Genomic DNA, 25,250 nt, shown 5'->3' with positions numbered 1-25,250 from the left:
GGGCCGGCGAAACGTTGCTTCCTTCGCATGGCCGGCCCTGCCCCTGGAAGGGGAATCCCGGCCCTCAACCTAGCCCAGCCGGTCGAACCGCATGCTCTCGCCGATGAGGCAGACCTGCACGGCCTTTCCCAGCGGGGCATCCCCCAGCCCGTCCCGCACTGCATAATAGCCGGCGATGGAGACCAGCTCCGGCTCGAAGTTCAGGGCGAAGATCCGGGCGGAAAGGTTCTCCGCCCCGCCCGCGATGGCCCGGCCCTTCAGGGCGCCGTAGACGTGGACGTTGCCATCCGCGATCACCTCGGCACCCGGGTTCACCGTGCCGCGCACGATCAGGTCGCAGCCCTGGGCCCAGATCCGCTGCCCGGCCCGCACGGCCTGGTCCACCACCATGGTCGGCTGCCAGTCCGAGGGCGGGGGCGGCATCTCCGCCGCCGGTTCGGGGGCGGGGGCCGCGGCCGGCGCGGCCACGGGCAGCTCCGCCCCGGCGGCGCGCAGGGGCGGCAGCCCGGCAGCTTGGGCCGCGGCCTTCACGTCCGTCGCGCCGCCCGTCGTGCCGATCGGGGCGATGTGGACGTTGCGAAGCTGGGCGATCAGGTGGCCGAAATCCGGCACCGCCGCGGGGTCCAGGTCGTCCAGCCCCAGCACGATGGGCGCGTTCCGTAGAAAGCCCGGGGCGCGGCGGAACTGGTCCGCCAGAGCGGGCACGATCACCTCCACCCGAGGGTCGAGCAGCCGCAGCACCAGCAGGTTGAAATTGCCCCCGCGAAGCCGGAACGGCTCCAGTCGGGCTTCGGACGCGGGGGAGGACATGCGGGTGGAGAAGGTCCTGGGAAGCGGTTCGCCGCTCACATTACAGGGAAGTGTCCGGGAGGCGAAGCCTTGCGCGCGATCCGGCCTGCGGGAACCCTGGGGCGCGACCCCCTGGACACAGGAACCCGGCATGAGCGCCGCGCCACGCGAGAGAAACCGCCCGAAACGCGCCGATTTTCGGCACTTCCTGGAAATCCCGACCCGCTGGGGCGACAACGACGCCTACGCCCACGTGAACAACGTGACCTACTACTCCTTCTTCGACACGGTGGTGTCCCGCTTCCTCCTGGCCTCCGGGGCCATCGACCTGAAGACCTCCCCCCTGATCGGCGTAGTCGTGGAGACGGGCTGCCGCTACCTCGCCCCGATCTCCTTTCCCGACCTCGTCACCGCCGGGCTGCGCGTGGCCCGGATCGGCAACACCTCGGTCCGCTACGAGATCGGCATTTTCCGCAACGAGGAGGACGAGGCGAGCGCCGAGGGCCACTTCGTCCATGTCTACGTGGACCGCGCCACCCAGACCCGGCCCACGCCGCTGCCGCCGGCGCTGCGGGATGCGGTGGCGCCGCTGCTCGTGGGCTGAGGCGTCAGCCGCCGAAGGTGCGGAGCGGCTCGGGGAAGGCGGATGGCAGGCCGGCCAGGGCCTGCACGGGCATGTGGAAGCTGCAGCTCTTGCAGAAGTCGGGGATGCCGAACTCGTCCCAGTTCCACAGCCGCCGCACCCGCTCGCTCCCCAGGAGGTCGCGCAGCGAGATGTCCCTGACATTCCCGAGGTTCAGCTCGGAGGTGCCGTCGAAATTGGCGCAGCCGCAGAAGGAGACCGTCCCGTCCGAGAGGATTTGCAGGCTGATCAGCGGCAGCGCGCACTGCGCGGTGTTCTGCCGCACCGGCAGCCATTCCGCGTCCATCGGCAGGGGCTTGCCGGTGTCGAAGACCCCCCAGTTTGCGTAGGTGCTGGTCGTGTGGACGGTCACCGCGGCCGGATCCACCCCGGCGTCGCGCGCCACCGCCGCGCCCCACTCCTCCACCTCCGCCGCCGGCCGCCGCCTCAGCTGCCGCGCCCCGAGCGTCACCCGCTCCGGGCCCATGATGGCGAGGATGCGGACCAGCCCCGCCCGGAAGCGGTCGTAGCCGTCCTTGCGGGCCATCAGCCGGAACTCCTCGGCGTCCAGACCGTAGATGGAGATCGCCAGCCGGTCGAAATGCGACAGGATCTCTGCCAGCTCCGCGTCGGTGTAGAGGTGCGCCATGCTGGCGTTGCTGATGGCGGACACGGCCGTGACCGCGGGCGCGGCGCGCAGCATCTTCAGCCGCTCCAGCAGCAGCTTGTCCAGCAGGATCTCCCCCACCATCGGGGTCAGCCCCACCGGCCCGCCGCCGATTTCCGTGTACCCGTCCACGACGCGGGCGAAGAGGTCCATCGGCATGGCCTGCTTGCGCCGCGTTTGCGCGGAGTAGGGGCAGATCACGCAATCGTTGTTGCAGATGTTCACCGTCTCGATGGTGAGGCTCAGCGGCCGGTAGCGCCCGCGATGGGTGAAGTAGGAGAGGTTCTCCTCCCGCCAGACCGCCCCGATATGGGCCAGCGGGTGGTCGCTCTTCGGCCGTTGCCGGACCCGGTACTCCTCGGACCCGGTGATCATCGCCCGCAGCTCCTCCACCGTACCGCCGGAGGCGAGGTGGGCGGCGCAGTTCACGGCCGCCCCCTCGTCGGGCTCGCGCCCGAGAAGCGACCGGTAAAGGTGCTCGACGACCTGGGTCTCGATGGAGGGCATAGGGGTCCGTCAGTCGCAGGCGGCCAGAAGGGGCGGGCAGAAGGGGCGGGCGGAGGGCCGGACCCTCTAGCCCGGATGCCCGGCGGGGGTCACGCGGAAAGGCGGATCAGCCTTTCGGTACCCCGGCCTCCGGGTTGAAGCGCACCCCGGCCCGCGCCAGCCCGCCGCCGATACCCACCGGCGTGCCGTCGGCCCGCCAGCAGGCCGCGCCCGTCAGCGTCCCGTCCCCGTCGAAAGCGATCGCCCCCATGCCGCCGCCGATCGTCCGCACCCGCTCCACCCGGTGGCCGCGCGCGGCCAGCGCCGCCTCCGTCTCCGCCGGGATGCCCGGCTCGAGCTCCAGCGTGTGGCCCTGAGTCCAGACCCGCGGCGCCTCCACCGCCTCCTGGGGCGTCATGCCGTGGTCCAGCAGGTTGATGATCGCCTGCATGGCCGAGCCAAAGATCCGGAGCCCGCCGGGCAGCCCGAGCGCCGCGACCGGCCGCCCCTCGCGCAGCACCATCATCGGCGCCATGGAGGTGAAGACCCGCTTCCCCGGCTCGACCGAGAGTGCTTTTCCGGGATGCGGATCGAAGTTGTACATGTAGTTGTTCGCGATCATCCCCGTGCCCGGCACGGTGAAGCGCGCGCCGAACAGCCCGTTGATCGTCTGGGTGGTGGAGACGATGCCGCCCGCGCCGTCCGCCACGGTTACGTGCGTGGTGTTCGCCGATTCCAGCAGCCCCGCGCCGGGCTGCCACTCCCCTGCCCGCCCCATCCTGATCTCGGCGCGGCGCGCGGCGGCGTAGGCCTTGTCCGTCAGCCGCGCCACGGGCACGTTTACAAAGGCCGGGTCGGCGGTGGCTACGGCCCGGTCCGCGAAGGCCATCTTCAGCACCTCCGCCAGCAGGTGCACCCCGTCCGGCGTGCCGAAGCCGATCCCCCGCAGATCGAACCCCTCCAGCACGTTCAGCATCTGCGCGATGTGGACGCCGGAGGAGGAGGGCGGCGGCGGCCCGAGGATCTCGTGGCCGCGGTAGGTGGCCCGCACCGGCTCCCGCTCGATCGGCGCCACCCCGCGCAGGTCCGCGGCCGAGATCAGCCCGCCCGTCGCCTCCATGTGCCCCACCAGCGCGTCGCCGAGCTGCCCGTCGTAGAGCGCGTCCGGCCCCGCCTTGGCCACCAGCCGCAGGCTGTCCGCGTGGTCGGCCCGCACGATCCTCTGCCCCGCCCGGACCGGAGAGCCGCCCGGCAGGAACACGCTCGTCAGCCCGGGATCGGTCGCCAGCTCCGCCGCGTTGTCGGCCACGCAGTCCGCCAGGTAGGGCGTGACCCGCCAGCCCCGCGCGGCGATCCGGATCGCCGGGTCGATCACGTCAACCAGCGGCAGGGTGCCGTAGCGCTCCAGCGTGTGGCACCAGGCCCGCAGCGCCCCGGGCACCGCCATCGCCAGCGGCCCGAAATGGTTCGCCCGCCCCTCCGTCTCCTGGTAGTCCGGGAGGGTGTCGGAGACCGGCCGGTACATGTCCGGCCGGGCGGCCGCGGGGGCGGTGGAGAGCCCGTCCACCACCACGTGCCGCCCATCCGGCAGCCGCAGGTGCGCCACCCCGCCTCCGAGCATCCCCACCATCATCGGCTCCACCACCGTCAGGGCGAAGAGCGCGGCGACGGCGGCGTCCACGGCATTGCCGCCGGCGAGCAGCATCTCCGCCCCGGCGCCCGAGGCCAGGGGATGGTTGGTCACCACCACGCCCTTGCGGGCTGTGACGGGGTGCTTCTCGGTCACGGCTTCCCTCTCCTTACACCCCGCTGCGGGGCGTCACTCCTCACGTCGGCGGCGCAGCATGAGGTCCAGCAAGAGAAGCAGGACCGTCATCCCCACCAGGAGCACGGCCACCGCGGCCATCGCCGGGTCCAGGTTCTCGTTGATCCCGTCCCAGATCTTGCGCGGCAGGGTGAACACCCGGCGTGAGGCGATGAAGAGAACCACAACAAGCTCATCCCAGGAATGGATGAAGGCGAAGATTGCGCCGGAGACGATCCCTGGCGCGATCCGGGGCAGGATCACCCAGCGCAGGGTTTGCGGGAGGGACGCGCCCATCCCGCGCGCCGCACTCTCCAGCCGTGTGTCGAAGGCCGCGAGCGCGGTGGATACGGTGATGACGACATAGGGCATCCCCGTCACGCCATGGGCGATCACCACGCCGAGGAAGCTGTCCAGCAGCCCCAGGGTCGCGAAGTAGCGGTAGAGCCCGATGGCGTAGGCGATGCTGGGGATGATGATCGGCAGCAGCATCAGCGCCCGCACCAGATCCGTGCTGCGCCGGGACAGCCGCCAGCACCCGATCGCGCAGAGCGTGCCCAGCACCACGGCCAGCGCCGTGGAGATGGTGGCGATCCAGGCCGATTGCAGGATGGCGTTCGTCCAGGCCGGGGTGGTCAGCAGCCGAAGGTAATGCTGCCCGGAGATCTCCTGCTGGGGCAGCGAGAGGAAGCGCTGGTCCGTCAGCGAGACCGGCAGGATGATCGTGATGGGCAGGATGAGGTAGATCACCGTCGCCCAGGCGACGGCGCCGTTCAGCAGGCCCGGCCGGTAACCGCCCATCCTAACCCCCCGCCCCGAAGAGCCGCCGCAGGTTCACCAGCCGGGAGAAGACGGCCAGCGTCGCCAGGATCGCCACCACCAGCACCGTCGCCATCATCGCGCCCAGCCCCCAGCGGATCAGGTCCAGGATCTGCAGCTTGATCCACTCCGCCACCATCAGCGTCTTGCCGCCGCCGAGCAGGGCGGGGGTGATGTAGAAGCCGAGGCTGAAGATGAAGACCAGCACCCCCGCCGCGATCACGCCGGGCAGGGAAAGCGGCAGGAACACCCGCAGGAAGGCCGCCCCGCGGGAGGCGCCGAGCCCCCGCGCCGCCGCCAGCACGCGCGGATCGATCTCCCGCATCGCGGAGAGCATCGGCAGCACCGCGTAGGGCACCATGTAGTGCACCATCCCCACGACGATGCCGAACTCGTTCCACACCAGGGCGAGCGGTTCCTGGATCACTCCCGCCGCCAGCAGCCCCTCATTCACCAGCCCCTGCCGGCGCAGCAGTGTCACCCAGGCGAAGGCCCGCACCAGCACGGAGATCCAGAGCGGCACCAGCACCGCCAGCAGCCACCAGCGCTGCGCGCGCGGTCCGGCCATCGCCACGCGGTAGGCCAGCACGTAGCCCAGCAGAAGCGCGATCGTGGTCGTCACCACCCCGATCCGCAGGGTGGTGACGATCACGCGCTGCACGCTCTCGCTCGTGAACAGCCGCTCGTAATTGCCGAGGCCGGGCCGCGGCTCCGTCACGCTGATCGCCAGCACCTGAAGGATCGGCGCCAGGTAGAAGGCGGTCAGCAGCAGGAAGGCGGGGAGGATCAGCGCCCACCAGCCCAGCGCAGCGCGGCCCCTGGGGCTCAAGCCGCGTCTTCCGTCACGGCCACGGCGGCGTCGCGCGAGAAGCCCAGCCGCACGGGCAGGCCCTCCGCCGGCGCCACGGCCGCGCGCCAGGCCGGCAGGTGCACCCGGATCGGCCCGAGATCCGGCGTCTCCACCACCAGCCCGTACCCCGTGCCGAGATAGGACCAGGAGGCGATCCGCCCCTCCACCACGTTGTCCTCCGCGCCGCCCTCTGGCAGCAGCGCTATCTTCTCCGGCCGCAGGGACAGCACGGCGCGCCCGCTGGCCAAGCCGCGCGCCAGCACGCGCGCGCCGCCGCGCCGCAGGGCGATGCCGCCCGCATCCGCCTCCGCCTCGCCCTCGATGAAGTTGGACTTGCCCAGGAAGTCCGCCACGAAGCGCGTCGCCGGCCGCTCGTACAGCGCCTCCGGCGTGCCGACCTGCACGAGGTTGCCGTGGTTCAGGATCGCGATCCGGTCGGAGAGGCTCAGCGCCTCCTCCTGGTCGTGCGTCACGTTGATGAAAGTGCGCCCCACCCGCCGGTGCAGCGCCTTCAGCTCCTCCTGCAGCTCCGCGCGCAGCTTCTTGTCGAGAGCGGAGAGCGGCTCGTCCAGCAGCAGCAGCGCCGGGTCGAAAACCAGCGCACGCGCCAGCGCCACGCGCTGCTGCTGCCCGCCGGAGAGCTGCGAGGGCTTTCTCTCCGCGAATCTCACGAGCTGCACGAGGTCCAGCGCCGCCCGCACCTTCGCGTCCCGCTCCGCCCGGCCGAGCCCGCGCACCCGCAGCGGGAAGGCCACGTTCTCCGCCACAGTCATGTGCGGGAACAGCGCGTAGCCCTGGAACACCATGCCGAACTCACGCCGCTCCGGCGGCAGGGCGGTGATGTCGCGCCCATCCAGCAGGATGCGCCCCGCGCTCGGCTCCACGAAGCCCGCGACCATCATCAGGATCGTGGTCTTCCCCGATCCCGATGGCCCGAGCAGCGTCAGGAACTCTCCGCTCGCCACCTCCAGCGAGGCGTCGTGAACCGCCACGAAATCGCCGTAGCGCTTCCCGACTCCCTGGAGCGAGAGCGCGTGCCCAGCGGCGGCGCTCACGCCATGTAGTCCGGCTGCTCGCGGTCCATCTTCCGCCGCAGCGCCTGCCAGACGAGCCAGCCCTTCACCGGGCTGTTCCCACCCTGCTCCCGCGCGCGCAGCACCACATCCTCCGGGGGGATGTCCAGTTCAGCGCCGGAGGACTGGGCCGCGACCTGGATGCGGCAGGACTGCTCCAGGTAGTACATCCAGTAGAAGGCCTCGGCCACGGTCCGCCCCACGGTCAGCAGCCCGTGGTGGCGCAGCACCATGGCCGGCTTGTCGCCCATGTCCCGCACCAGCCGCTCGCGCTCGCCGAGGTTGTCGTCCGCCGCCACGCCCTCGTAGTCGTGGAAGGCCACGCGGTCGTGGAACTCCGTGCTGATCTGGTTGAGCGGGAGCAGCCCGCCCTTCTGCGCGGCCACCGCCATGCCCGCCAGCGTGTGCGTGTGCATCACGCAGTGCGCGCCCGGCGCGCCCATGTGCAGAGCGGAGTGGATGACGAAGCCCGCCGGGTTCACCGGCCAGCTCGTCTCCTGCGCCGGCGCTCCTTCCGCATCCACCAGCACGAGGGAGGAGGCCGTGATCTCCTCGAAGAGCAGGCCGTAGGGATTGACGAGGAAGCGGTGCCCCTCGCCGGGAACGCGCACCGAGAGATGCGTGTAGACGAGGTCCGTCATCCCGAAATGCGCGATCAGGCGGTAGGCGCAGGCCAGGTCGCGGCGCAGCTCCGCCTCGGTCGGGACGTGATTCGGATCGGGCCGCACCGGCGGCGGGGGAAGCGGCATTCTCAGTACCCCCGCACGGGATCGAAGAGGTTCGGCACCGGCCGCCCCGCCTCGAACGCCGCGATCACGTCGGCCACGAACTGCGCCCGTTCCCGCACGCGCGACACGCTTGCCACGTGCGGCGTGACCGTCACCTTCGGATGCGCCCAGAGCGGGCTGTCGGCCGCCAGCGGCTCCGGCTCGAACACGTCCAGCACCGCGCCGGAGAGATGGCCGGAATCCAGCGCCGCGATCAGGTCCGGCACCACCAGATGCGGCCCGCGCCCGGCATTCACCACCGCCGCGCCCTCCGGCAGCTTCCCCAGCAGGTCCGCATCGATGATCCCCGTCGTCTCCGGCGTGGAGGGTAGCAGGCAGACCAGCACGTTGCTGCGGCGGAGGAAGGCGTCGAACTCCTCCGGCCCCGCGAAGCTCTCGGCGCCCGCCACCTGCTTGCGGCCGCGCGACCAGCCGACGACGGAGTAGCCCAGCGCCCGCAGCATCGGCACGACCTGCGCGCCGAGCGTGCCCATGCCCATGATGCCGACCGTCAGGTCCTCCGCCGTGGACTCCGTGTTCACGTAGTGCCAGCGCGCCTCCGCCTGCTGCACGGCGTAGGTGCGGCCGAGGCGCAGCAGGTGCAGGCAGGCCCAGGCCACGTACTCGCCCATGCGCTGCCCGATCTCCGCGCCCCCCATCCGCACCAGCGGCAGGTGCCGCGGCCAGTTCGGGTCGCGCGTGATGTGGTCCACCCCCGCCCCGATGGAGACGACCATCTCCAGGTTCGGCAGGCTCGCCAGCCAGCCCAGCGGCGGTTCCCAGGTCACGGCGTAGCGCACCTTCTCCGGCGCGAACTCCTCGGTTCCTGGCCGGACCTCGAGACCGGGCACGAAATGGGCCAGGTTGTCGCACCACTGCTTCATGTAGCGCGTGCCCGGAGCCTTCACGACAAGCATGGATCAACCCGTGATGATGTCGATCACCTCTTGGTTCAGCTCGGTGTAGTTGTCACCCCACCAGTTGCCGTCCAGCGTCACCTGCTGCGCGGCGTTCGCCGGGTCGGTCGGGTTGAAGCGCTTGAACTCCTGCGGCACCAGCGCCGCCGCGCGCGGGTTGGTCGGGCCGTTGCCCAGCAGCTTCAGCAGCTCCACCTGCGGCTCCGGGTTCGCCAGCATGCTCGCCAGAAGCCGCTGCGCGTCCGCCCCGCCCGGGTTGCCGCGCGGGATCACGAAGATCCCGGCCTGCAGCAGCCCCTGGTTCCAGGTGAACTTGATCCGGCCCTTCGATTCGTCCTCCAGCACCTTCGCACGCGTGTGCCATATGATGCCCATCGTCGCCTCGCCCGTGCGCAGGAACTGCTCGCTCTCCGAGCCGTTGTTCCAGAACACGGCGTTGCGCCGGATATCCCGGATCTTCGCCAGGCAGGCGCGCGCATCCAGCGGATAGAGCCTCGCCGGATCCTTCCCCAGCGCTATCTGCGCGGCATCCAGCACCGCGAGCGCGTCGCGCCGCAGCAGCCGCGTGCCCGGGAACCTGCGGGTGTCGAAGAAGTCCGCCCAGTTCTGCGGCCCGCCATTGGGGAACTTCGCGCTGTCATAGGCCAGCACGGAGGAGAAGGAGTAGGGCGCCGCCCCGTACTCCAGCGCGAAGGCCTCCGAGATCACGTCGCTCTTTTTCACGACGTTGTAGTCGATCCTGGAGACCAGGTTGTCCTTCCCCAGCACGCGGGAGGCGGAGGCGGAGCTGTCGCACAGGTCCCAGGTGACGGCCCGGCTGTCCACCATGCTCTTGATCCGCCCGGCCGAGGGGCCGGTGCTGTTCATCGCGACTTTAAAGCCGGGATTCGCCGCCTCGAAGGGCGCGCCGTAGTTGCGGGAGAAGCCCTCGTTGGCGAGCCCGCCCCAGTTGCAGATCACCAACTCCTTTGCCGCCTGCGCCCGCGCCGCTCCGCCGGTCGCGGGCAGCAGGCCGAGGGCGCCGAGTGCCTTCAGCGCCCCGCGCCGCGGCAGCACCCCGCGTTCGGCCGCGCGCCGCGCCAGCTCGGCGCAGTCCTCGTGGAAGCTCTGAGACATGCCTCTCTCCCCCTCTGCCCCGGGCTTGCCGGAACGACGATGCGGCGCGACCCTCATCGTCGCCTGGGAAGCTTCTCAGCAAGTTTGATACCAGCCGGGGCGCCGACGCAATGAGCCATCCTCTCCTCGCCGACGGCTCCCGGACCACCCCCTGGTGGTGGGAGGCCGCCGAGCCCGCGCCGCGCCCGGCCGATCTGCCGGATCGCGCGCAGGTCGCGGTGGTCGGGGGCGGCTACGCCGGCCTCTCCGCCGCCCTCACCCTCGCCCGCCTCGGCCACCGCCCCGTAGTGCTGGACGCGGAGCGGATCGGCTGGGGCGCCTCCTCCCGCAACGGCGGCATGGTCTCGGGCGGCCTCAAGCTGGCCTCTGGCGAGCTGGAGCGCGCGCACGGGACCGATCGCGCCGCCGCCATCGCGCGCGATGCCGCCGCCTCCTTCCCTTTCATCGAGGAGCTGATCGCGCGGGAGGCGATCGACTGCGATTACACACGCTGCGGCCGCTTCGCCGCCGCCTGGACCCCCGCCCACCACCGCGCCCAGGCCGCCAAGGTGGCCTTCATCGAGCGCGCGACCGGCCTTCCCGCCTCCATGCTGCCGCGGGAACGCCAGCACGAGGCGCTGGGCAGCGACCACTACCATGGCGGCATGCTCGCCGCGGCCACGGGCAGCCTGCACCCCGGCAAGTACGCGCGCGGCCTCGCCGGGGCCGCCGCGAAGGCCGGCGCCGCGCTCGTCGATTCCACCCGCGTGCAGGGCATCGCGCAGGAGGGCGGCGGCTTCGTGCTGAAGACCTCGCGCGGCGCGCTGCGCACCGATGCCGTCCTCGTCACCACCAACGGCTACAGCCGCGATGCCTCGGGCGGAAGCGCCATGCCCTGGCTGGCCCGCCGCTTGATCCCCGTCGGCTCCTACACCATCGCCACGGGGGAACTGCCCGCCGAGACGATCGACCGCCTCTTCCCCGGCCGCCGGATGATCAGCGACACCAAGCGCGTGCTGAACTACTTCCGCCCTTCGCCGGACGGAAAGCGCGTGCTCTGGGGCGGCCGCGCCTCCTTCGGCCCGACCACACCGGAGAAGGCGGCCCCCGTGCTGCACGGCTTCATGACCGCCGTCTTCCCGGAACTGGCCAAGACCCGCATCACACACGCCTGGACGGGCAACGTCGCCTTCACCTTCGACTTCCTGCCGCACATCGGCACGCAGGAGGGCATCCACTACGCCGCGGGCTGCCAGGGCTCCGGCGTCGCCATGGCGAGCTGGCTCGGGCACCGGGCAGCGCTGCGGATCGCCGGGGCGGAAAACCAGCCCTTCGCCCTGGCCGACCTGCCCTTCCCCACCGCCCCCGGCTACTCCGGCCGCCCCTGGTTCCTGCCACTCGTCGGGGGCTGGTACCGGCTACGCGACAGGGTGGACCGGATGGCCGCGTGAACGCCGCACCGCGGCCCGTCAGCTTCGCCCGGCCAGCCTGAATCCCGTCAGGCCGCGCCCGGCCGTGCCGCCATGACGGAGACGCGCATCCCGCGCGGGGTTCCCCGGAACCGAAGCCTCGCCTCCCGCCGCTCCCTCCCGGTCCCGTCGCGCGCGGCGCCGCGCGGCACCTCCGCGCTGGTATCCCGGACGATCGCCGCCTCGGTGGGCGCCGTCCGCCACGCCAACTCCTCCGGAACGCCCCTCCGCTCGTACCAGTCCTCGATGACCATCCCCGTCACCCCTTCAGGAGCGGCAGGAGATTCTGGGCCGCTCTCCCGCATCAAAGGGCGGTTCCCGCGCGCTCACACTTCGGCACGTGGGGAAACGGCGCGTCGCGCGGCCCGTTCCCCCTCGGTCCCAACCGGGCGACCAGGAGAACCCGACCCGAATGCTCACCATCGGCGACCGCTTTCCCAGCTTCCGGCTCTCGGCGGTGGAGGGCGGCCCGCGCGGCCTGGACCCGAGGACCGCCTTCACCACGCTGAGCGACGCCGATGATGCCGGGCGCTGGAAGCTCGTCTTCTTCTGGCCGAAGGACTTCAGCCTTCTCTGCCCGACGGAGATCCTCGGCTTCGCCCGGCTCGCCGGGGAGTTCGAGGCGCGCAACACCGTCCTCTACGGCGTCTCGCTGGACAGCGAGCTCGTGCACATGCACTGGCGGGTGCATCACCAGGAGCTCCGCAACCTTCCCTTCGCCATGCTCTCCGACGTCCGGCGCAACCTGTCGCGGGAGTGCGGCATCCTCGACCCGGTGGAGGGCGTGCCGCTCCGCGCCACCTTCCTCGTGGACCCGGAGGGAGTCATCCGGCACGTCTCCGTCCACGACCTCGCCGTGGGCCGGAACCCGCAGGAGACGCTGCGCGTGCTGGACGCCCTCCTCACCGGCGAGCTCTGCGGCTGCAACTGGCAGAAAGGCGAGGAGACGCTCAAGATCCGTTGACCGCGGCCTTAACCCGGGATTCAGCGGGGCCGTCCAACCTGCCGGTATGGAACCCCTTCGCGCGCCCCCACCGCCCGGCCCTGTTCGCCGGACGGCGGCGGACCCACGGGACATCTTCGTCACCTTCGCCTTTGCCGCGGCCGACCTGCTGGTGGAGACCGACCCGCAGGGCATCGTCACCTTCGCGGCCGGCGCCTTCCGCCACCATCTCGGCGAGACGCCGGATGCCTTCGTCGGCCGCCCGCTGGAAAGCCTCTTCGCGGCGGAGGAGCGGAGCGCGCTCGGCCTGGCCATGCAGATCCTCGCCACGCGCGGAAGGCTGCCGCCCACCGCCACCCGGCTGAACGGCCCGCGGCGGCCGAACTTCTGCCTCGCCGGCCTCGCCCCCGCCGGTCCCGGAGGCCGTTTCTGCCTCACCCTCGGCCCCCTTCCCGCGCCGCCCCAGGCCGCCAGCATGGCCTCGCGCACGGTCTTCACCCGGGCCGCGGCCGGCGCGGCCGGGCACGGCACCCTGGCGCTGATCGACCTGCCGCAGGATGTGCGGAAGGCCATCGGCGCCCGGCCGGAGGTGGAGGGCGCACTGGACGCCGCCCTGCTGGCGGAGCCCGGCGGCAGCCTTGCCGGCCGCCTGGCGCGGGGCCGCTACGGGCTGGTGATGGGGGCCGAGCCCGGGAACCTCGCCGCCCTCGTCGCCCGGATCGAGGCGGTGCTCGGCTCGCACGGGCTGCCCGGGGACGTCTCGGCCCGCAGCCTCTCCCTGGACACGGCGGGGCTGACCCCGGCCCAGGCCACGCGCGCCCTGCGCCACGCCCTTTCCCGCTTCGCCGGGCACGGGGTGGAGGGCGTGCCGGAAGGCGGGCTGACGGAGTCCCTTCGCCAGATCGCCTCGCGCGCGGGCGAGGTCCGGCGCGCGATCGCGGAACGTCGCTTCAGCCTTCTCTACCAACCCATCGTGGACCTGCAGCGGCGCGGAACCCACCATCACGAGGCGCTGCTGCGCCCGCGGGAGGGCGGGGTGGAGGAGTTCGTCCGCTGCGCCGAGACGGTGGGGCTGACGGAGGAACTGGACCTCGCCGTGGCCGACACGGTGCTGGACGCGCTGCGCTTCTCTCCACGGGCCAGCATCGCCCTGAACGTCTCTGGCCTCTCCATGCAGTCCCCACGCTTCCGGCAGGCGCTGGAGGCCCGGCTGGACGCCCGCACGGCCCTCGTCCCGCGCCTGATGGTCGAGCTGACCGAATCCGTGGAGGTGGAGGACGAGGCGGAGGCCCGTGCCACCATCGACATGCTGCGGGACCGCGGCATCGCCCTCTGCATCGACGATTTCGGCGCCGGCGCCGCCGCGTTCCGCTACCTCCGCAACTTCGCGGTGGACTGGGTGAAGGTGGACGGCGCCTACGTCCAGGCGGCTCTGCGGAGCGAGAAGGACCGTTCCTTCGTCGCCAGCATGGTCGATCTCAGCCTCGCCGTCGGCGCACGCGTGATCGCGGAACAGGTGGAGACGGAGGAGCACGCCGCCGTCATGGCCTCCCTCGGCGTGGAGATGGCGCAGGGCTACCTCTTCGCGCGCCCCGGCCCCCTCCCGAAAGCGTAGAACGGATCCCTGCAGGGCGGCATTGCCGGGAAGCGTGAAGCGGCCTCCGGAGAACCCTACCCGCCATACCCCGCCTGCCGCGGCAGCCACAGCGCGATGCCGGGATACGCGATCAGCAGCGCCGTGCCGGCCGCCAGCATGAGCATGTAGGGGATGATGGAGCGGTTCACCTCGCTCAGCGGCGCCCCCGTGATCGCCTTGATGACCACGAGGTTCATCGCGACGGGAGGCGAGATCAGCGCCATCTCGAGGGAGAGCGTCAGCAGCACCCCGTACCACACCTTGTCGATGCCCAGCCCCGCCATCGCCGGCAGGATGGCCGGCATCGTCAGCAGGATGATGGAGAAGCTCTCCAGCACCAGCCCTAGCAGGAACAGCAGCACCATCATCGCCACCAGGAAGCCGGTGCGGGAAAGGCCCATCTCCGTCACCAGCGCCGCCAGCTCCTGCGGGATGTGCAGCTTCGTCAGCATGTAGCCGTACACGGCCGCGCCCGCGATGATCAGCAGCAGCATCGCGCTCGTCCGCGTGGCGTCCTGCACACCGTCCCACAGGTCCCGCCAGGTGATGGTGCGGTAGATCGCGCCCGCGATGAGGATGGCGTAGATGGTCCCCGCCCCCGCCGCCTCCGTCGCGGTGAAGACCCCCATGTAGATGCCACCCAGCACGAAGATCGGCAGCGTCATGGACCACCCGGCGCGCCGGAAGGAGGTCGCGACGCGCTCCGGCGGCGGCTCGTCCGCCGGCGCCACGGCGCGCTTCTCGGTGATCCAGACGTAGCCTGCGAACATCACCGCCATCATCAGCCCCGGCAACAGGCCCGCCAGGAAGAGCGCCCCCACGCTCGTCTCCGTGACGAAGGCGTAGAGCACCATGGGCGCGGAAGGCGGGATGAGGATGCCGAGCGTGCCGCCCCCCGCCACCACCCCGAAGGCCCCACGGCGGGACATGCCGTAGCGCAGCATCTGCGGGATGGCGATCTTGCCGATGGTCAGCGCCGTCGCGACCGAGGAGCCGCAGATCGCCGCAAAGATCGTGCAGGCCACCACCGTCGCGATGCCCACCCCGCCCCGCACGTTCCGCAGCATCGCGAAAGCGGCGCCGTAGAGGTCGTCCACCACCCGCCCGCGCACCATGACATGCGCCATCATCATGAAAAGCGGGATGGCCACTAGCAGGTAGCCGTTGAGGTTGCCGAGGACGATCTCGCCCAGCGCGGGCACGCCCCCCTCCACATAGAGCAGCACGCCCAGCGGCAGCAGGAACAGCGCCGCGAACATCGGCAGACCGAGGTAGAGCAGGCCGATCAGAGCGGCCATCAGGATCAGGAAGGACATCGAAAGACCTCGGTCAGGTCGGCGAATTCACGCGTCCGGGCCCCCGGCCCTCCCGCGATCCGCCGTGCTACTCGCCCCGCGCCAGCGTGTCGCGCGGCAGTTCCTCGTCGCCTGTGGGCAGGTAGTCGGGCGTCCCGCCCGCCAGCAGCACCAGGCACTGCGCCACCGAGACCAGCAGCAGCACCGCCGCCCCGATCGGCAGCAGTACCTGCACCCACCACTCCGGAACGCCGGGGATGTCCGTCATCATCCCGACCATCAGGGAGAACTCCACCGTCTCCCACCCCGCCCAGAGCAGGATGCCAGCCACGAGCGCGACAGAGGCCGCCCCGACCACGTTCGCCGCCCGCGCCAGCCTCGGCCCCAACCGCGAAACCGCCACATCCACCCCGATATGCTCGAAGCGCCGCTGCGCCTCCGGTGCCGCCAGCAGCACCAGCGCCACCACCAGCCACCCCGCCACCTTGTCCACCCAGGGCTGCGGCGCGTGGAACAGGTAGCGCGCCGCGACGGAGAACCCGATCAGCACGAGGCAGACGATGGTGGAGATCGAGGCCAGCCCGCAGGCAAGGCGGGAGAGGAGGCCGACGGCGCGTTGCATCGCTCAGACCGCCCGCAGCAGGTCCAGCAGCCGCGGCCCGCTCTCCGGCGCGGATTTCAGGAAGGCGTCCATGACGGGCTTCTGCATCACCGCCTGCCAGGCCGCCACCTGCTCCGGCGTCTGCTCGTGAACGGTCATCCCCTTCTCGCGCAGCTCGCCCACGGCGGCGTCGGCGGTCCGCACCGTCACCTCCACCGCCTCGGTCTCCGCCTTCGCCAGCGCCGCCTCGATCACCCCGCGCCCCTCCGCCGGCAGCCGGTCCCACCAGCGCGGGTTCACGTAGACCTGGGTGGAGACGGCGAAGAAGGGCGAGACGGTGCCGAACTTCTGCACCTCGTAGAACCGGCGGGACACGGCGGCCGAGACGTCCGTCAGCCCTGCATCCAGCACGCCGGACTGCAGGGCGCCCACCACCTCCGGCGCCGGCGTCGCGGCGGGCGCCGCACCGGCCGCGGTCAGCGCGGTGTCGATCAGGCTGTTGATCCCGCGGATCTTCATGCCGCGGAAATCCTCCAGCGCCACCAGCGGCCTGCGCTGCGAGGTGAAGATCGCCCGGTTCGTGGTGAACAGCCACGCCACCGAGCGCACCGCCCGCCGCGCCGTCACCCCGTCCAGGAACTTCCGCGCCTCGGATGCGGGGAAGCGCCGGTTCCTCTCCAGGTCGGCGAAGAAGAACGGGATGGTCTGGGCCGACATCTCGGGGATGGTGTTGCCCCAGGTGAAGTTCGTCGCCACCGCCGCCTCGAAGGCGCCGCGCGCTACGCCCGGGAAGTTCTCGGCCACCTTCGCCAGCTGCTCGGCGGGGAAGACCTGCACGTCCACCGCGCCGTTGCTGCGCGTCTTCACCTCCTCCGCGAAACGCGCCAGCACGCCCGCGATATGGTGGGATGGCGGGTACTGGTGCGAGAGCCGCATCACCGTCGCGGCCTGGGCACGCGCGGAGCGGACGGCCGGCAGCGGCAGGGCGGCGGCGAGCGGAAGAGCAAGAAAGTTGCGTCGGGAAGCCATCGGGCGTCCTCCGGATTTCGTTAGGGCCGGTTTGGCCCTGCGCCTTCCGTCGGTCAAGCGCGGCTCAGCGCTCCTGCCCCCCTGGCAGCAGCCCGCGGAGCGCCCCGGGCGCGAGAAGGGAGAGCGGGTCCAGCTGGAGGTCCGGATCGTCCAGCTTGCCCGAGACCCGGAAGTTCGCGGCGAAGAGCCCGCCATTGCGCTCCGCCGTGAACAGCCGCCCGATGCCGGGTATGCGGCCCAGGGCCGAGTTCACGGCGTAGGAGGGCACGATGGTCCCCCGCAGGTCCAGCCGCTCCGCCTCCAGCATCACCCGCCCGCCCACGGTGAAGCCGAGCGAGGCGGAGACGGCCCGGGCCTCCGTCAGCGTCAGGACCTGCGGTGTGTAGGTGAAAGGGGCGCTCGCGACCGTGAAGCGCAGCCCCGGCCCCTGCACCGCCTCCGGGATGCCGTAGATGGAGAGCGCCTGCAGGAACTTCCCGATCGAGGCCGCCTCCCGCACCCCGAACTCGCGCAGCTCCGCAACCCCCGTCAGCGGCGAGTCCGGCTCGTTCCCCGCCCAGGTGCCGGAGGCGTGGAAGTCGCCCCCGTCCACCGCGTCGAAGACCCCGAGGTCGCGCAGCAGCGTTCCCAGTCCTTCCGCCCGCGCCTCCATCGCCCGCCCGGCGCCGCGCGGCACCACCGCCGCCTCCACCCCGCCGCCGCGGACCCCGCGGGCGCTGAGCGCCGCCTCCCGGATCACGCCCCGCGCGTCGCGGAACAGCAGGGCCCGCACCGGCGCCAGCTCCCGCCCGCCGCCCAGCCGCATCCGGTCGATCGCCGCATCCACGCGGAGCGGGGTGGAGCCGCTCTCCCGTCCGGAGCGCCCCGTATCCTCGGCACCGCCCAGGTCGCGCAGCAGCCCCTCCGCGTCCAGCATCGTCCCGCGCACCCGGATGTCCCAGGGCTCGCCCGAGGCGCCCGGCGAGACCACGCGTCCGGCCAGGCGGCTCGGCCCGATCCGCGCCTCCAGCAGTTCCGCGCCGGCGAGCGCGCCGCCCGGCCGGAAGCTCACCCCGCCGCGCACGGAGAGGTCGGGCCCCTCCACCCGCAGCCCCTCCACCGCCACCAGCTCCTCGCCGCGAAGCCGAACCACCGCCTCCGCCCGCGCGGGCGCCCCGGCGGGCTTGGCGTAGTCGAAAGGCCGCAGCGCGATCCGCGCCTCCCGCAGGTCGGCCGCCACCGTCGCCCGCACCGCCTTGGACCGCTGCCGCTCCCCCTGCACGGAGAAGCCGAAGGCGCCGCCGAGGTAAGGCGCCACATCCACCCCGAACCGCGCCAGATCCGCGGCCATAGCGCGCCCCTCCACCTGCACACGCTCCGTCACCTGGGCCGGCGGCCCCGAGCGGAAGTCCAGCTCCGCCCTCAGCCGCGCCGGGACCGGTCCCACGCGCGCGCTACCCGCTACCGTCATCCCCTCCACCGTCAGCCCGACATCGAGCTGCGCCCGCTCGACGGAGATCCCCTCCGCCACGTTCGCCACGCGGCCATTGGTGATCCGGGTCCGCGTCTCCAGCTTCAGCTCGTCGATCGGCAGGTCGTTCAGCAGCGGCAGGGCGGTGATGGTCAGCCGCGTCTCCTGCGCCCCGCCCAGCTGCTCCGGCCGGACCGGCACCTTCTCCGTCAGGTTCAGCCGGGGGTGGCGCACCAGCGCGATCGCGTCCGCGAAGGGGCCGGTGATCCGTCCCTCGATGTCGGCCTTTTCCACGTTCGGTAGGGGCACGCCGAGGTCGTAGATGCGGATCCGCGCCTCCGGCACTGCCAGCGCCGTACCGCTCTGCCGCGCGGCGCGCGCCTGGATGACGATCTCCTTCATCGAGAAGGTGACGGTCCCGTCCACCCCCTCCAGCGGCGGCACCGGGCGCAGCCAGTGCACCGTCAGCCCCTCCGCCCGCAGCGTGCCGCCCGCATCCGTCACCTGCGGGTCGGAGAAGTCGGCCGCCGCCTCCCCTTCCGCGAACCAGCGCCCGTCCCGCGCCAGCCCGGTCGTCAGGTTCTCCGTGATCCAGCGCCGCCCACCCTCGGCGACGCCGGGAGGCCAGTGGGTCCGCAGGTCCGGCACCGCGATCGCGTCGATGCCGAGCTCCACCCGGCCGCGCCATCGCTCCCCTTGCCGGTCCGCTCCGCCGGAGAGGCTGACGCGCGGCGAGGGCCGCCCCGGCGCGCCAGGCGGCAGGGTCAGGGCGAAGCGCTCCACCGCGATGCGCCGCCCGTCCCCCGCCAGCACCAGCTCCGCCTCCCGGAACTCCGTGCGCCTCTCCCCCGCCGCGATCCGCCCGGGCGAGGAGCGCACCTCCGCCCGCCCGGAGAAGTCCCCGTTCCCGAAATCGTAGCGGGCCTGGAACCGCGCCCCCAGCTCCGCCTCCAGCGCCGCCAGCGGCGCGAGCGAGGGCAGCGCGGTCGCCAGCGCGGGCGGGCTAACGGACTCGATCTCCAGCGAGGCCTCCGCGACCAGCGGCTCCCCCCCGGCGCGTCCGGCGATCCGCACCGGGATTTCCTGCCCGGCCAGGCGCAGCCCGCCGGAGCCCGCGATCCCTACCGCCCTCTCCTCGCCGCGCGTGAGGAGGAGCGACACCCCGTGGATGGCCCAGGCCAGGCGCAGCGGATCGTCCCGCACCTGGACCACCCCGTTCTCCACCCGGAACTCGCGCAGGGCGGAAAAGGGCGAGGCCGGGTCGTCGCCGCGCAGCATCTTCGCCAGCGCGTCCGTGCCCGCCCGGACCCCCTGCTCCGGCGCGGCCCCCCCCGGCTCCGCGGTGTCGAGCGGCCCGGAGGACACGCCGAGATCGAGCGAGAGGGCCCCGCCCATGTCCCGCCGCAGCAGAGCCACCGGTTCCCGCATCACCACGCGCACGGGCGCCACCATGCCGCGCAGCAGCGGCGGCAGCGCCACGCTCGCCTCCAGCGAACCGAGCGAGGCGCGCGTGCTCCCCGCCCCGTCCACTGCCCGCAGCCCATCCAGCCGCAGCTCCAGCGGATGCGGCGCGCCGCCCTCCCAGCCCTTCCAGGCCACGAAGGCCTGCCCCCAGCCGAACTCCAGCCCCGGCGCCAGCCCCGCCAACCTCTCCGCCACCACCCGGTTCACCCCGGGAATGGAGGGCACCGCCAGCGGCCCCTGCGCCAGCCGCCAGCCGAGCGCCGCGACCCCCGCCCCGGCCACGAGGACGAGCAGCATCGCCAGCCGCAGCAGGAAGGAAATTCCCCCCAGCACGGACCGGCCGATGAAGAGCCCCACTTGACCGAAGGGCCGCCTCACGCCTTGCCTTCCCACGCATGCCCGAAGCCGAGCCCGTCCGCCGCCGCCCGCCAGCCCCATACGACCCCGGGGCCGCGGAGCGCCTGACCACCGATTTCGCCGAGCGCGGCACGGCGGAGGCCGCCTACGCCGCCTCCCCCGCCGGCGCCGGCCTGCTCGCCGCGCTGGGGGGGAACTCGCCCTTCCTGGCCGACCTCGCCCTGCGGGAGGCCACCACCCTGCTGCGCCTGGCGGAGCGCGGGGCCGATGCGGCCTTCGCCGCCGCGCTGGACCCGCTGGGCCGCGCCGATCCCGCGGCCAGCTTCACCCAACTCGGCGCCGCGCTGCGCCAGGCCAAGCGCCAGGCCGCCCTCATCGTCGCCGCCGCGGACCTCTCCGGCGAGTGGGGGCTGGACCAGGTCACGGGCGCCCTCTCCACCCTCGCCGAGACCTGCATCGACCTCGCCTGTGCCCACCTGCTGCGCGAATCGGCGGGGCGCGGCGAGATCGGCCTGCCCAACGCGGCCAAGCGCGACCCGAAGGCCCTCGCGCGCGGCTCGGGCCTCGTCGTGCTCGGCATGGGCAAGCTCGGCGGGCGCGAGCTCAACTATTCCTCGGACGTGGATCTGATGGTCCTCTTCGATCCTGCGGCGGCGGTGCACCCGGACCGCGCCCAGGCGGCCTATGTCCGCCTGGCGCGCGATCTCGTGCGCCTTCTGGAGGAACGCACGGCGGAGGGATACGTCTTCCGCACCGATCTCCGCCTGCGCCCGGACCCGGCCGCGACGCCGCTGGCCGTCTCCATCCCCGCCGCCATCGCCTACTACGAGAGCTTCGGCCAGAACTGGGAGCGGGCGGCGATGCTGAAGGCCCGCCCCGTCGCCGGGGATCGCGCCCTGGGCGATTCCTTCCTGGCGGAGATCCGCCCTTTCGTCTGGCGGCGCCACCTGGACTTCGCGATGATCGCGGACATCCACTCCATCAAGCGCCAGATCCACACGGTCCACGGCAACAAGCGCGGGGCGGGCGCCGAGATTGCGGTGGCCGGGCACGACGTGAAGCTCGGCCGCGGCGGCATCCGGGAGATCGAGTTCACCGCCCAGGTCGCCCAGCTCGTCTGGGGCGGGCGCGATCCGAGCCTGCGCGACCCGACCACCCTCGGCGCCCTCGCGGCCCTGGCCGCGGCCGGCCGCATGGACCGGCGCGCCGCGGCCGAGCTGGCCGACGCCTATGTTTTCCTGCGCGACGTCGAGCATCGCGTGCAGATGGTGGCGGACCGCCAGACGCACAGGCTGCCGGAGGACCCGGACGGCCTGGCCCGCATCGCCTCCTTCATGGGGTACCCGGACACGGAGGCCTTCGCCGCCGCCCTCACCGCTCACCTGCGCCGGGTTGCCAGCCAGTACTCCCGCCAGTTCGAGGTCGCCCCGGCCCTCTCCCTTCCGGGTGGGGAGACCTCCCCCGGCGGCAACCTGGTCTTCACCGGGCCGGAGAACGACCCGGACACGCTCGAGACGCTCACAGGCATGGGATACGCCAACCCCGGCGCTGCCTCCTCCACGGTGCGCGCCTGGCACCACGGCCACCGCCGCGCCACCCGCAGCGAGCGGGCGCGGGAGCTGCTGACGGCGCTGATGCCCGCCCTGCTGGCCGCCCTCGCCCGGCAGAGGGAGCCGGACGCCGCCCTCTCCCGCTTCGATGCCCTGCTGGAGCGCCTGCCGGCGGGCGTGCAGATCCTCTCCCTCTTCCAGCGGAACCCCGCCCTGCTGGACCGCGTGGCCGGGATTCTCGGCGCCGGGCCGGCGCTGGCGGACCACTTGGCCCGCGACCCCGCCGCGCTGGAGGGCCTGCTCACCAACGTCCGGGGCGGTTCCGCCGCCGCCCTGCCCGCGCTCGTCGGCACCGCCCGCCACTACGAGGAGGCGCTGGAATCCGCCCGCCGCATCATCACGGAGGGCAAGTTCGAGGTGGACGTGGCGGCGCTGGAGGGCGCGCTGGATGCGGACGCCGCCGGTATCGCCCGCAGCGAGCTGGCGGACGCCGCCATCACCACGCTTCTTCCCGTGGTCGCGCGGGACTTCGCCGCCCGCTACGGCAAGGTGCCCGGCGGCGCGGTGGCCGTGGTGGCCATGGGCAAGCTCGGTGGCCGGGAGATGCTGCCGGGCTCGGACCTCGACCTCGTCCTCATCTACGACCACGCGGAGGGCGCGACGGAGAGCGACGGCGCGAAGCCCCTGCCCGTCCCGACCTACTTCGCCCGCCTGGCCACCGCCTTCGTGGCCGCCCTCACCGCCCCGGGCGCGGAGGGCAAGCCCTACGAGGTGGACATGCGGCTCCGTCCCTCCGGCAACAAAGGCCCGGTTGCCGCCAGCATCGGCGCCTTCGAGCGGTATCATGGCCCGAAGGTCGGCGATGGCGGCCAGGCCTGGACCTGGGAACGCATGGCCCTCACCCGTGCCCGCCCCGTCGCCGGCCCGCCCGCGCTCCGCAAGCGCATCGCCGAGTGTTGCCGCGAGGCCCTCTCCATCCACGCCGGCCCGGGGGCGATCGCGGACGCGCTGGCGATGCGCCGGCGCATGCTGCGCGACCTGCCGCCCGAGGGCCCCTGGGACGTGAAGGCGATCCCGGGCGGGCTGGTGGAGGTGGAGTTCATTGCCCAGGCCCTGCAATGCGCTCACGCCGCGGAGCACCCGAAACTCGTCGCCCCCGCCACGCGCGACGCCCTGGCCAACCTCGCCCGCGCCGGAATCCTGCCGCGGGAGGAGGCCGAGGCCCTGATCCGGGCCGACCATTTCTGGCGCAGCCTCCTCTCCCTCCTCCGCCTCACCGTCGGCCGCCCGCGCGGCGAGGAGCTGCCCGCGGCCGCCGTTCCCGTCCTCATCCACGGCCTTGCCCCGGCCTGCGGCGGGGGAGAGGGCGGCGCGCCCGTTGACCTGGCCTGCCTGTGCGAGAGGATGCGCCGGACCGCCTCCGAGGTGCGCGAATCCTTCGAGCGCCATCTGGGGCCGCTGTCGCTGAAGGGGGCCGCATGATCGAGGTCGGGGACAAGGCGCCGGAGTTCGACCTGCCGGCGAACGGGGGCGGCCGGATCAGCGCCGGCGCCCTGCGCGGCAAGCGCTACGCGCTGTACTTCTACCCGAAGGCCGATACCTCCGGCTGCACCGTCCAGGCCCAGGGGGTTCAGGAGAGCCTGGAAGCCCTGATGAAGGCCGGCATCACCGTGATCGGCGTCTCGCCCGACCCGGTGAAGAAGCTGGACGCCTTCGCAAAGAAGTTCGGGCTGACCTTCCCGCTGGCCTCCGACGCGGAACAGTCCCTCGCCGGCGCCTACGGCACCTGGGTCGAGAAATCCATGTACGGCCGCAAGTACATGGGGATGGAGCGCAGCACCTTCCTCGTCGGCGAGGACGGCACGGTGAAGGCGATCTGGCGCAAGGTGAAGCCCGCCGAGCACGCCGCCCTGCTGCTCGGCGCTGCCTGAAGGCACGCCTGCCCCGCGCGCGGCGCGTTGGACCGGGCAACCGCCTCCCGCTAGCCTCGATCGAAACGGATCGGGGAAGCCCCCGTCCAGCGGATCGGGAGAGCGAAGCACCATGCCAGGCCGGTCACTCGCCCTCCTGCTGACCCTCGCCGTCGGCTGCGCCGCCCTCGCCATGGGGCTGCGCCAGTCCTTCGGGCTTTACCTCGCGCCGATGACGGCCTCCCTCGGCTGGTCCACCAGCGGCTTCGCCTTCGCCATCGCCGTGCAGGTTCTGCTGAACGGCTTCAGCCAGCCGATCGTCGGCCAGTTGGCCGACCGCTTCGGCGGGCGCGTCGTCGTCATGGGCGGCGCCCTGCTCTACGCGTCGGGAATTGCGGGCATGGCCCTTTCCCCCGGCCTCGGCACCTTCACCTTCTTCGCGGGGCTGGTGATGGGCGTCGCCGTGTCCGCGGCAGGGATGCCAGTCATCGTCGCCTCCCTCACCCGCCAGCTTCCGGATTCCATGCGCGGCCGGGCGGCGGCGCTGGGCACGGCCGGCTCCTCCCTCGGCCAGTTCCTCGTCGTGCCCCTCTCCGGCGCCGCCCTTACGGGCTTCGGCTGGCAGGCGGCCCTGTTCGGCATGGCCGGCGCCGCCCTGCTGATGATCCCGCTCGCCCTGCCGCTGGCCGGGCGCCCCGCACCGTCTAAGTCCGCCTCCACCGATGACGAGCCCGCCCGCGTTGCCCTCTCCCGCGCCCTCCGCTCCCGCATGTTCTGGTGCCTCTTCTTCGGATTCTTCGTCTGCGGGCTGCACGTCTCGTTCCTGGCGGTCCACCTGCCGGGCTTCGTGGCCCTCTGCCACCTGCCCACCAGCGTCGGCGCCTGGGCGATCTCCCTCATCGGGCTGTTCAACATCGCCGGCTCCCTCGGGGCGGGGGAGCTGACGCAGAGGTGGCGCCGGCGGGAGCTGCTGGTGGCCATCTACGGCCTGCGCGCCCTGGTGATGGCCGTGTTCTTCTTCGCCGCGGAGAAGACGACCGGCTCCATCCTCGTCTTCTCCGCCCTGATGGGGATCCTCTGGCTCTCCACCGTGCCGCCCACGGTGGCCCTCTGCGCCCGCCTCTTCGGCACGCGCTGGCTCGCCACGATCTTCGGCCTCGTCTTTCTCGGGCACCAGGTCGGCGGCTTCCTCGGCGCCTGGCTCCCCGGCCTCATCTTCGATCGCACCGGCAGCTACGACGTGATGTGGACCATCTCCATCGCCGCCGGGATCTTCGCCGCCCTCATTCACCTGCCGCTGCGCGAGCCCGCGCCGGCCATCCGGCCGGCAGCCGCCTAGCGCAGACCATGCAGGAGGCCGAGGCACGATCCATCTTTGTGGAGTTCCTGGCCGGGAAGCGCAGGACCCACGGATATGCCCTGGCCGAGGTCCCGGGCACGGCACGGCGCCTCCCCGGGGCATGGAGCTTCCACTACCAGGCCACGGAGTTCATTGAGACGGGCGACATGCAGGCGATGTTGGTCGGGAACGGCCCTGTCGTCCTCATGGATGATGGAAGCATCCTCGAGGGCGGCTCGCTGGACTTCTCCGCCGAGGACGTCATCCGGAACCGGCGGCCACCGCGCTGACCCACCCTCAGCCCCCGCTACGCGCGGC

Annotated in this window: 22 protein-coding genes; 8 read left to right on the top strand and 14 right to left on the bottom strand. The window is 72.4% G+C overall.

The window, feature by feature from the left end; translation table 11 throughout:
* Positions 1-69: 69 nt before the first annotated feature.
* Entirely contained in the window at positions 70-810 is a 741-nt protein-coding gene (minC, locus tag VQH23_RS18485; RefSeq protein ID WP_338662197.1) for a septum site-determining protein MinC, read from the bottom strand.
* 130 nt (positions 811-940) lie between these two features.
* Here minC and VQH23_RS18480 point away from each other — a divergent pair, with 130 nt between their 5' ends.
* Positions 941-1,393, top strand: coding sequence for a thioesterase family protein (locus tag VQH23_RS18480; RefSeq protein ID WP_338662196.1), 453 nt, complete (start codon positions 941-943; stop codon positions 1,391-1,393).
* Positions 1,394-1,397: 4 nt separating this feature from the next.
* Here VQH23_RS18480 and VQH23_RS18475 read toward each other — a convergent pair whose 3' ends face one another.
* The 8 genes from VQH23_RS18475 to VQH23_RS18440 form a co-directional block, all read right to left on the bottom strand.
* Positions 1,398-2,585, bottom strand: coding sequence for a radical SAM/SPASM domain-containing protein (locus VQH23_RS18475; RefSeq protein WP_338662195.1), 1,188 nt, complete (start codon positions 2,583-2,585; stop codon positions 1,398-1,400).
* 106 nt (positions 2,586-2,691) lie between these two features.
* Positions 2,692-4,350: a gamma-glutamyltransferase gene (ggt, locus tag VQH23_RS18470; RefSeq protein WP_338662194.1), complete on the bottom strand. Its 1,659-nt coding sequence runs from the start codon at positions 4,348-4,350 to the stop codon at positions 2,692-2,694.
* Between the two features lie 33 nt (positions 4,351-4,383).
* The gene (locus tag VQH23_RS18465) at positions 4,384-5,169 is read right to left on the bottom strand and encodes an ABC transporter permease (protein WP_338662193.1); all 786 of its coding nucleotides are present in this window, start codon (positions 5,167-5,169) and stop codon (positions 4,384-4,386) included.
* A gap of 1 nt (position 5,170) precedes the next feature.
* The gene (locus VQH23_RS18460; RefSeq protein ID WP_338662192.1) at positions 5,171-6,016 is read right to left on the bottom strand and encodes an ABC transporter permease; all 846 of its coding nucleotides are present in this window, start codon (positions 6,014-6,016) and stop codon (positions 5,171-5,173) included.
* A complete protein-coding gene (locus VQH23_RS18455) occupies positions 6,013-7,092 on the bottom strand; it encodes an ABC transporter ATP-binding protein (protein ID WP_338662191.1) in 1,080 nt (359 codons plus the stop codon). The genes VQH23_RS18460 and VQH23_RS18455 overlap by 4 nt, the downstream gene beginning before the upstream one ends.
* Positions 7,089-7,859, bottom strand: a complete 771-nt coding sequence (locus tag VQH23_RS18450; protein WP_338662190.1) for a class II aldolase/adducin family protein — start codon at positions 7,857-7,859, stop codon at positions 7,089-7,091. Before VQH23_RS18450 ends, VQH23_RS18455 begins: the two co-directional genes overlap by 4 nt.
* Before the next feature lie 2 nt (positions 7,860-7,861).
* Entirely contained in the window at positions 7,862-8,794 is a 933-nt protein-coding gene (locus VQH23_RS18445; protein WP_338662189.1) for a glyoxylate/hydroxypyruvate reductase A, read from the bottom strand.
* 3 nt (positions 8,795-8,797) lie between these two features.
* Positions 8,798-9,910: an extracellular solute-binding protein gene (locus VQH23_RS18440; RefSeq protein ID WP_338662188.1), complete on the bottom strand. Its 1,113-nt coding sequence runs from the start codon at positions 9,908-9,910 to the stop codon at positions 8,798-8,800.
* A 110-nt stretch (positions 9,911-10,020) separates the two neighbouring features.
* Here VQH23_RS18440 and VQH23_RS18435 point away from each other — a divergent pair, with 110 nt between their 5' ends.
* Entirely contained in the window at positions 10,021-11,340 is a 1,320-nt protein-coding gene (locus VQH23_RS18435; RefSeq protein ID WP_338662187.1) for an FAD-binding oxidoreductase, read from the top strand.
* A gap of 47 nt (positions 11,341-11,387) precedes the next feature.
* Here VQH23_RS18435 and VQH23_RS18430 read toward each other — a convergent pair whose 3' ends face one another.
* A complete protein-coding gene (locus VQH23_RS18430; RefSeq protein WP_338662186.1) occupies positions 11,388-11,621 on the bottom strand; it encodes a hypothetical protein in 234 nt (77 codons plus the stop codon).
* Between the two features lie 149 nt (positions 11,622-11,770).
* Here VQH23_RS18430 and VQH23_RS18425 point away from each other — a divergent pair, with 149 nt between their 5' ends.
* Positions 11,771-12,322: a peroxiredoxin gene (locus VQH23_RS18425; protein ID WP_338662185.1), complete on the top strand. Its 552-nt coding sequence runs from the start codon at positions 11,771-11,773 to the stop codon at positions 12,320-12,322.
* Between the two features lie 46 nt (positions 12,323-12,368).
* The gene (locus VQH23_RS18420) at positions 12,369-13,916 is read left to right on the top strand and encodes an EAL domain-containing protein (protein ID WP_338662184.1); all 1,548 of its coding nucleotides are present in this window, start codon (positions 12,369-12,371) and stop codon (positions 13,914-13,916) included.
* 56 nt (positions 13,917-13,972) lie between these two features.
* On the opposite strand, the gene VQH23_RS18415 is transcribed toward VQH23_RS18420, so the two are convergent.
* The 4 genes from VQH23_RS18415 to VQH23_RS18400 form a co-directional block, all read right to left on the bottom strand.
* Positions 13,973-15,253 carry a TRAP transporter large permease gene (locus VQH23_RS18415; protein ID WP_338662183.1) on the bottom strand — a complete coding sequence of 427 codons (1,281 nt, stop codon included), beginning with the start codon at positions 15,251-15,253 and terminating at the stop codon, positions 13,973-13,975.
* A 67-nt stretch (positions 15,254-15,320) separates the two neighbouring features.
* A complete protein-coding gene (locus VQH23_RS18410; RefSeq protein WP_338662182.1) occupies positions 15,321-15,854 on the bottom strand; it encodes a TRAP transporter small permease in 534 nt (177 codons plus the stop codon).
* 3 nt (positions 15,855-15,857) lie between these two features.
* A complete protein-coding gene (dctP, locus tag VQH23_RS18405) occupies positions 15,858-16,862 on the bottom strand; it encodes a TRAP transporter substrate-binding protein DctP (RefSeq protein ID WP_338662181.1) in 1,005 nt (334 codons plus the stop codon).
* A gap of 64 nt (positions 16,863-16,926) precedes the next feature.
* Complete coding sequence (locus VQH23_RS18400) at positions 16,927-20,154, bottom strand: AsmA-like C-terminal region-containing protein (RefSeq protein ID WP_338662180.1); 3,228 nt, start codon at positions 20,152-20,154, stop codon at positions 16,927-16,929.
* 17 nt (positions 20,155-20,171) lie between these two features.
* Here VQH23_RS18400 and VQH23_RS18395 point away from each other — a divergent pair, with 17 nt between their 5' ends.
* From VQH23_RS18395 to VQH23_RS18380, 4 genes are all read left to right on the top strand, one after another.
* Positions 20,172-23,165, top strand: a complete 2,994-nt coding sequence (locus tag VQH23_RS18395; RefSeq protein ID WP_338662179.1) for a bifunctional [glutamine synthetase] adenylyltransferase/[glutamine synthetase]-adenylyl-L-tyrosine phosphorylase — start codon at positions 20,172-20,174, stop codon at positions 23,163-23,165.
* The gene (gene bcp, locus VQH23_RS18390) at positions 23,162-23,614 is read left to right on the top strand and encodes a thioredoxin-dependent thiol peroxidase (protein ID WP_338662178.1); all 453 of its coding nucleotides are present in this window, start codon (positions 23,162-23,164) and stop codon (positions 23,612-23,614) included. The genes VQH23_RS18395 and bcp overlap by 4 nt, the downstream gene beginning before the upstream one ends.
* Before the next feature lie 112 nt (positions 23,615-23,726).
* Positions 23,727-24,932, top strand: coding sequence for an MFS transporter (locus VQH23_RS18385; protein ID WP_338662177.1), 1,206 nt, complete (start codon positions 23,727-23,729; stop codon positions 24,930-24,932).
* An 8-nt stretch (positions 24,933-24,940) separates the two neighbouring features.
* Positions 24,941-25,222, top strand: a complete 282-nt coding sequence (locus tag VQH23_RS18380; protein WP_338662176.1) for a YrhB domain-containing protein — start codon at positions 24,941-24,943, stop codon at positions 25,220-25,222.
* The last annotated feature ends 28 nt before the right edge of the window (positions 25,223-25,250 follow it).

The sequence above is a fragment of the Pararoseomonas sp. SCSIO 73927 genome, assembly GCF_037040815.1.
Lineage (GTDB): Bacteria > Pseudomonadota > Alphaproteobacteria > Acetobacterales > Acetobacteraceae > Roseomonas.
The sequence above is the reverse complement of the archived record's forward strand: the minus strand, read 5'-3'. Positions and strand labels throughout refer to the sequence as shown.